Genomic DNA, 8,271 nt, shown 5'->3' on the forward strand with positions numbered 1-8,271 from the left:
TAATAAATGCAATAATATACAAACATATCCTTAATTTAGCTGAAATTTATCCAATTAAGCGATCTAAAAGGATATACTATAAACTTTCACTTAATATAATTATAATAATTATCTGATTATATAGTATATAACATTAAAATATATGTATAAATAAGGAATATAGATGTATTATACAAATGTATATGAAAGGATTAGATAAAAATGTATATTGTTTAGTTTACTTTTGTGTTCGATTACAATATACACATTTGAATACAGTCCAAGTTTTAGTTTGTTTATTTTTGTAATTTACTTATGTAATCAAACCAAGAATTACTTTTGTATATTTATTCATCTTCTTTTTTTTTATATAAATAATCAAGTATCTTTACATCTATAAATTAAAATTGTGTTATGAGGAAGATATCATTATTACTATTTGTATTGCTATTTTGTATAGTCTCTCAGAATCGCATATTTGCCTGTACAAATTTTTTAGTTGGCAAAAAAGCTTCTCTCGACGGCTCTACTATTATTACCTATTCTGCCGATTCGTATGCCTTATTCGGCGAACTTTATCATTGGCCTGCTAAAAAATGGTCCAAAGGAGATATGTTGAAAGTTTATGAATGGGACACCGGACGATATATGGGCGAAATAGCCCAAGTAAGCCAAACATATAATGTAGTCGGTAATATGAACGAACATCAAGTAACTATTGGTGAAACAACTTTTGGTGGTCGTGAAGAATTAGCTGATCCGGATGGAATAATGGATTATGGCAGTCTTATATACATAACATTGCAAAGAGCTAAGAATGCACGTGAAGCTATAAGGATAATGACAGAGCTAACAGCTCAATATGGATATTACAGTGGTGGAGAATCTTTTTCGATTGGAGATCCTAACGAGATATGGGTATTGGAGATGATTGGCAAAGGAAAAGGAAATAAAGGAACGGTATGGGTAGCCGTACGGATTCCGGATGATTGTATATCAGCTCATGCTAATCAGGCTAGAATACAACAATTTCCATTAAACGATCCTGATAATTGTATTTACTCAAAAGATGTTATTTCTTTTGCAAGGGAAAAAGGTTATTATACAGGAAAAGATCAGGACTTTAGTTTTGCTAAAGCATATAATCCACTTGATTTTGGAGGGCAACGTTTTTGTGAAGCACGTGTATGGAGCTTCTTCAACCGCAATAATAAAGATATGGCTAAATATGTAACTTATGCTCAAGGAAAAACACAAGAGCCTATGCCCCTATATATTAAACCAGATAAAAAATTATCTTTAGCTGACATACAAAAAATGATGAGGGATCATTATGAAGGTACTGAATTAGATTGGTCGAATGATATAGGTGCAGGCCCTTTTAAATCTCCTTACCGTTGGGCTCCTTTGACATGGAAATCTGATTCTGTAGAATATTGTAATGAACGCCCTATAGCAACTCAACAATCAGGCTTTGTGTTTACATCGCAAATGCGTTCGTGGTTACCTAATGCTATAGGCGGAGTTCTTTGGTTTGGTACAGATGATGCCGATCAAACAGTATTTACACCAATGTATTGTTCGGTGACTGAAATACCGGAATGTTATCGTGAAGGAAATGGTGACTTGTACACTTTCTCTTGGACATCAAGCTTCTGGATTCAAAACTGGGTTTCGAATATGGTATATAACAAATACAACTATATGCATACTGATTTGGAGAAGGTACAAAAAGAACTAGAAGGTAAATTCTTCTCGGAACAGACTGAAACTGAGGCAAGGGCTTTAGAATTGTATAAACAATCACCAGAACAAGCCATACAATTCCTTACTAAATATAGTGAGACTCAGGCTCAATATGCTTTTGATAAATGGAAAAAATTAGGTGAATTTCTTATTATAAAATATATGGATGGTGTAGTACGTAAAGAAAAAGATGGTGAGTTTATCCGTAATGAACATGGGAAACCGTCTTCTCCTGAACGTGTAGGATATCCAAAAGAATTTTACCGCAATGTTGTAAAAGAAACAGGTGATAAATATAAAGTATTATACTAAATATATTTATAAAACAAGCTAAGGAATTATTTATATTTCCTTACCGTTATTAGACGGAGTGAAGAATCTAAAACAGCAGATACTTCACTTCGTTTAGGATGACAAAAGAAACAAGAAATTGAATATGTCTAAAAATCTGATATACAGTCTTATTTTCATTATAAGTATACCGTTTTTGTTTCTCTCAAATCTATTTCTAGGCTCTGTATCAATTCCGCCTCAAGCTATCATCGATATATTGGCAGGAAATGAAGTTGAGAAACAGGCATGGGTATACATTATTCTTGAATCCCGATTACCGCAGGCAATAACAGCTTTATTTACTGGTGGCGGAATTGCGGTTTCAGGTCTACTCCTACAAACAGCCTTTCGAAATCCATTAGCAGATGCGGGCATTTTAGGAATAAGTGCTGGTGCAAATTTGGGAGTTGCTTTAGTTATCCTACTTATTGGAAATACAATTGGGTCTGTTGGTGGATTTGATTTTTCATATTCCATGAGTATCGTATTGGGAGCATTTGTCGGGGCTGCACTTATTCTTGCCATTATCATGGGGTTTGCATCTGTAATCCGTAATAGCATTATGCTATTAATAATTGGGATTATGGTTGGTTATCTGACTTCTTCCGTCATCTCTATCCTCAAATTTTGGAGTACCAGTGAGGATGCTTATTCTTTCATGATCTGGGGAATGGGAGACTTCTCCGGAGTTTCGACAGATCAGTTACCTTTTTATTGCATTATAGTCAGTATTGGATTAATTTTATCCATTCTATTAATTAAGCCACTGAATGCATTACTCTTAGGAGAAAGATATGCTGCTAATCTGGGTGTTAATATTAAATTGATACGTTTCTTGCTACTTATGTGTGCGGGACTTTTAACAGCAATTACTTGTGCTTTTTGCGGTCCCATTGCTTTTATCGGGTTGGCTGTCCCACATATTGCCAGACTATTACTAGGTACTTCAAACCATAAATCGTTGCTTCCTATGACTATTTTAATAGGATCGGTTATGGCCTTGATATGCAATTTAATAAGTGTAATACCTGGGGCATCAGGTGCGTTACCATTAAATGCAATTACACCTATCTTTGGTGCTCCGGTAATCATATATGTGATTTTGAATCAAAAGAAGATACAGTATTTCAATTAATTATATAATCAATTATCTATAGATGAGATTCTATGTGTGACAAATAAACCAATGTATCTTAAACGATAAAAATAGAATATTCTGTACAACTTTGTCACCTTTTAGTTAAAATTAAATATGAAATGAGGGGAGAAACAATTATATCCGCAAAAAATATAGGTATTGGTTATGCAAAGACAAAGCATAGTGAAAAAACGTCTTTGTATAATGACCTTTCTTTCAATTTATATAAAGGAGAGTTAGTTTGCCTTTTGGGTTCGAATGGTGCAGGAAAATCAACCTTGCTCCGCACTATTAGTGCTTCACAACCAGCCCTGAATGGGAAAATCCTATTCAATAATAAGGATATAACTACATATTCAGAGAAAGAATTATCCCGGTTGTTAGGGCTAGTTCTTACAGATAAAACATCCACAGGGGGCCTTTTAGTCAGAGAGTTAGTAGAGCTTGGACGATATCCATATACGGGTTTTTTCGGACAATTGACCAAAGAAGATAAAGATATTGTACAGAAAGCAATGGAGGATGTATGTATTGTGCATAAAGCAAACGTATATGTTGCCCAACTATCTGATGGAGAAAGACAAAAAGCAATGATAGCTAAAGCTTTAGCTCAAGAATGTCCGGTTGTTTTACTTGATGAACCAACTGCTTTTCTTGATATTGAAAGCCGTATAGAGATAATGAATCTACTCCATAATTTGGCAATGAGGAAAGAAAAAACAATCTTATTATCTACCCATGATATAGACATGGCCTTGCTCCTCGCCGATCGTTTATGGCTCTTATCCAGAGATCATGGTCTTAAAATTGGAGTTACGGAAGATATTATACTTTCTGACGTATTGGATCATTTTTTTAAAGGGAATAGTATAACATTTGACCGAAATTCAGGGAGTTTCTTGCCAAATAGGAAAAGTGACAAGAAAGTATTTCTAAATGCAGATAACTATCTGTTCCATTGGACTAAAAACATGATAGAAAGACATGGATACTCTGTAACAGAAGATAAGGAAGATGCCCTATTTTCTGTATTTGTTAGTTCGAAAGAGAATATTAGAGTGCAAACGGCTGATACATCAGTAGAATTAAATAGCTACGAACAATTAGCTAAATTCTTGTAATTATCTACGTTTTCTAGCCATATCTATACGTAGAAAGATAAATAATAGTATGGTAAATCCCCATAACGAAGATCCTCCATAACTAAAAAATGGTAAAGGAATTCCGATCACAGGAGTTAGACCAATGACCATTCCTATATTTATAGCCACATGAAATATAAATATACTCGCTACACAATAACCATATACACGGCCAAACGTATTCTTTTGCCTTTCGGCCAGAAAAATCAAACGTAATATTAATATCAAAAATAGCAGCAAGACTAAAACAGAGCCCACAAAACCTTGTTCCTCTCCAACAGTACAAAAAATGAAATCGGTATCTTGTTCAGGCACATACTTCAATTTGGTTTGTGTCCCATTAAGATATCCCTTTCCTAATATGCCACCCGAACCGATAGCAATCTTTGACTGATTGACATTATATCCAGCTCCCATTAGGTCGTCTTCCATACCCAATGTGACTTTGATACGCATCTGCTGATGGGGCTGCATCACATCATTAAATATATAGTCTATCGAACTCACAAAGAGTAAGCTGGTAATAGCAAAAACAGCAGTAAGCAGATAGGCCTTAGACCAATATTTCTTAGCTAAGAATAAAAGATATCCTACTAAAATAGCCAAAGCAACAAGAGCTACGATACCAAAATCGATAGAAGATCCTAAGTACATTATAAGGTAGGAAGTACCAAATAAAGCTGTTGCACCAATAAATATATTACGGGCAGCAATTGCATCTCTACGATAGCTCAAAACGAGACCTATACTAATTAATATAACTAATATAACAGATATAAATTCGCCTGCAGAAATGATCCCTATATCTGTCTCTGAATACTTAAGACCTACAACAAAGAATACAACAGCTGATAATCCTAGAAATAGAATAATACCGGGAAGCCCTTCTCTATATAGCATCAGTATAAATGCTGTATAAACCAGTGCCGATCCTGTTTCTTTTTGAAGAAAGATCAATAGCATAGGTATTAATATAATAGCTCCTATAGTAAGTAGATTTTTTGGTTCGAGTAGTTTAAAGTTATAACTATTAAGAAAGCGAGCTAAGGCTAAAGCAACTGCAAATTTAGCAAACTCTGCAGGTTGCAGTTTTATTGTATCTGTTATTATAAGCCACGAACGTGACCCCCTTGTATCGGGAGCTATAAAGACGGTTAACAATAGCAGTAGTATAAATGCAGCATATATATAATAAGCCAAAATATCATACAGATTACTATCTAACTTTAATATAATAAATCCAATGACAAGTGATGTTCCCATCCAAATCAATTGACTGCCGGCCCGGCTAGATAGGTCGAACATACTGGTTGCATGCTCGTATTGATAGCTAGCTCCATATATGCTAAACCAACCACACATAATTAGTATTATATACAAGGCTATAGTTAACCAGTCAATACTTTTCTTTATATTTTCATCTTCCCTTTGATACATATATTGATAAAAGAGCCTCTTTTATTAGTCTTCTTTGGTCTCCGGTATAAACGGAGTTATATTATTTTCTTGCTGAACATTAGCCGATTCTACCACAGGTTGAGTAAATTCAAAACTCTTTTTATTTAAACGGGTCCAGTTGAAGAAAGACTGAGGTAAAATTGTTGTATTTACAATTCTGTCTTCTATATATTTATCTCCTGCCGGCACTTCACCTTTTAGATATTTCTGAAGCATCAGCCTACCTATAGGTACACCAAATGTAGCTCCAAAACCTGCATTCTCAACAATAACAAAAATAGCAACTTTAGGATTATTTTTCGGAGCAAATCCCATAAAAATAGAGTGGTCTTTACCATGCGGATTTTCTGCGGTTCCCGTTTTGCCACAAACTTCAATCTCCGGTAATAAATTTGCTCCACGACAAGTACCTCCGGTAACAGCCATGGCCATACCATTCACAATAGACTCATAGTGCTCCTTCTTAATACCTGTTTCTCGTCTTTCTGTATATTTATTTTCTAAAGGAGTATCTTGAATTTTCTGAACAACATGGGGTACATAATAATGTCCTCTATTTGCTATAGTTGCGGCTAAATTAGCTACCTGCAATGGAGTAGCTGTTACTTCTCCCTGTCCGATAGCTATTGAAATAACATTTGATGCACTCCAATTTTCACGTTTGAAACTACGACTATAGAATGTTCCATTCGGGATAAAACCTCTCTTTTCTGAAGGAAGGTCTACTCCTACCGGATAGCCAAATCCCATATCAACCATATGATCCCTCCAAACATCCATAGCCTCAGGAGAACTCTTATATTTCTTTCTATTACTAAGCATAGCTTGTAATCCATAGCAAAAATAAGAATTACAAGATGTAGCTATTGCCGGAATAAGAGGCAAAGGAGACCCATGTGGGTGACATTTAGGTCTACCTCCTAATGGAGGATAACCACCATGACAAGAATACATTGTATTCTCCGTTATTATATCTTCTTGTAAGAAAATCAATCCTTGAGTTGTTTTAAATGTAGATCCGGGAGGATACATCCCCTGTATGGGTCTATTTAATAAGGGTGTAAGGGGATTATTTTCTAATTCTTTATAGTTTTTACTAAAATCTCGCCCTAGCAGCATCGATGGATCATATGTTGGTGATGTAACCATACATAATACTTCGCCTGTAGACGGTTCTATCATAACAATACTACCTACTTTATTTTGCATCAGATGCTCTCCATAAGCCTGAAGTTCGATATCAATAGATAATGTCAGGTCTTTTCCCGAAACAGGTGGAATATCATTCTTACCATTCTCATATCTTCCTTGAATGCGGCCATGAGCATCTCTTAGTAGAATTTCGACCCCTTTTTCTCCTCTTAAATATTTTTCATATGACAATTCTAGACCTGATTTACCACCATAATCGCCTCTCACATAGTAGCTATCGTTCTCAATTTGAGTTTTACTTACTTCTGCAACATAACCCAGAAGTAAACCCGCATTATGGTAATTATATTGTCTAAGAGTTCTCTTCTGAATAAAAAAACCTTGATATTTATATAGTTTCTCTTGTAATAATCCACTTTCCTGCGCATTTAGTTGCGTCATAAAAGTTTGCAAAGTGTAGGTTGAATATCCCGGATTCAAACGCCGGTCTTTTATGTCCTTCAAACGTTTATCAAAATATTCTCTGTCAATTCCTAATGTTCTACAGAAATCCAGTGTATCGAATGGTTGTACTTCACGTGGAATGTATACAAGATCGTAGGTAGGTTGATTATAGACTAATAAACGGTTTTCCCTATCCGCGATAGTCCCTCGATATGGATATATCGTCCTATTAAAAAAAGCATTTCCATCAGCAGAATTCTTATACTCACTATTAATTATTTGTAAATTAAATAATTGAATTATATATATAAGAATTATACTACAAGCTATTCCTCCAAGTATATATTTACGTTTATTAAGATCTAAGCTATTTTCTGCCATGAGCTTTTCTTATTTAAAGATAGTCCTTCAAATGCAAAAATAAGAATAGAAGTAAGTACCGCAGAAAGCAGTATTCTTAACAGAACTAGTTTGATATTAAAGTAAGAAAAAGATTCTACTGAAATAAGAATGATATGATGAATCAGAGTCATAAATATAGCATATTTCATAAATGCACCTCTCAAGGTTCTTATTCCTGGAGTTTGTTCATTATAATCATCTGTCATAAAGAATAAATTTTGAACCGAATGACAAATAAAACCAGCCAACGTGGTTGCAGCTGCATTTATGCCTGGTGTATTACAGAAAATATCAATAACAAAGCCTAGAATAAAACCCAGTAAAGTAGTCAGATTTCGATTACAACCAATAGGAAGCTTAATAATAAAATAAATATATGCAAAAGGAACACCATAATTAAGAAATGATATTTCATTAAATACCAATACTTGTAATAGAACAAGTATTGCAAACATTAATACATATTTTATTATATTA

The 8,271-nt window shown here is 34.4% G+C and carries 6 protein-coding genes; 3 read left to right on the top strand and 3 right to left on the bottom strand.

Annotated elements, in window-relative coordinates; translation table 11 throughout:
* The first annotated feature begins 393 nt into the window (after nucleotides 1-393).
* The 3 genes from JGH11_RS18060 to JGH11_RS18070 all read left to right on the top strand — a co-directional run bounded on the left by JGH11_RS18060 (nucleotide 394) and on the right by JGH11_RS18070 (nucleotide 4,317).
* A complete protein-coding gene (locus JGH11_RS18060) occupies nucleotides 394-2,037 on the top strand; it encodes a C69 family dipeptidase (protein ID WP_201114122.1) in 1,644 nt (547 codons plus the stop codon).
* A 124-nt stretch (nucleotides 2,038-2,161) separates the two neighbouring features.
* Nucleotides 2,162-3,193, top strand: coding sequence for an iron ABC transporter permease (locus tag JGH11_RS18065; RefSeq protein WP_201114124.1), 1,032 nt, complete (start codon nucleotides 2,162-2,164; stop codon nucleotides 3,191-3,193).
* Nucleotides 3,194-3,315: 122 nt separating this feature from the next.
* Nucleotides 3,316-4,317 carry an ABC transporter ATP-binding protein gene (locus tag JGH11_RS18070; RefSeq protein WP_201114126.1) on the top strand — a complete coding sequence of 334 codons (1,002 nt, stop codon included), beginning with the start codon at nucleotides 3,316-3,318 and terminating at the stop codon, nucleotides 4,315-4,317.
* Here the strand turns inward: JGH11_RS18070 and rodA are convergent, their stop codons facing one another.
* From rodA to mreD, 3 genes are all read right to left on the bottom strand, one after another.
* Nucleotides 4,318-5,775, bottom strand: coding sequence for a rod shape-determining protein RodA (gene rodA, locus JGH11_RS18075; protein ID WP_201114128.1), 1,458 nt, complete (start codon nucleotides 5,773-5,775; stop codon nucleotides 4,318-4,320).
* A gap of 24 nt (nucleotides 5,776-5,799) precedes the next feature.
* The gene (locus JGH11_RS18080; protein WP_201114130.1) at nucleotides 5,800-7,773 is read right to left on the bottom strand and encodes a penicillin-binding transpeptidase domain-containing protein; all 1,974 of its coding nucleotides are present in this window, start codon (nucleotides 7,771-7,773) and stop codon (nucleotides 5,800-5,802) included.
* Nucleotides 7,755-8,271 (bottom strand): rod shape-determining protein MreD (gene mreD / locus JGH11_RS18085; RefSeq protein WP_236264143.1); only part of this gene is annotated, 517 nt, incomplete at its 5' end. The genes mreD and JGH11_RS18080, both read right to left, overlap by 19 nt.

It is taken from the genome of Dysgonomonas sp. Marseille-P4677 (genome assembly GCF_016652235.1).
GTDB lineage: Bacteria > Bacteroidota > Bacteroidia > Bacteroidales > Dysgonomonadaceae > Dysgonomonas.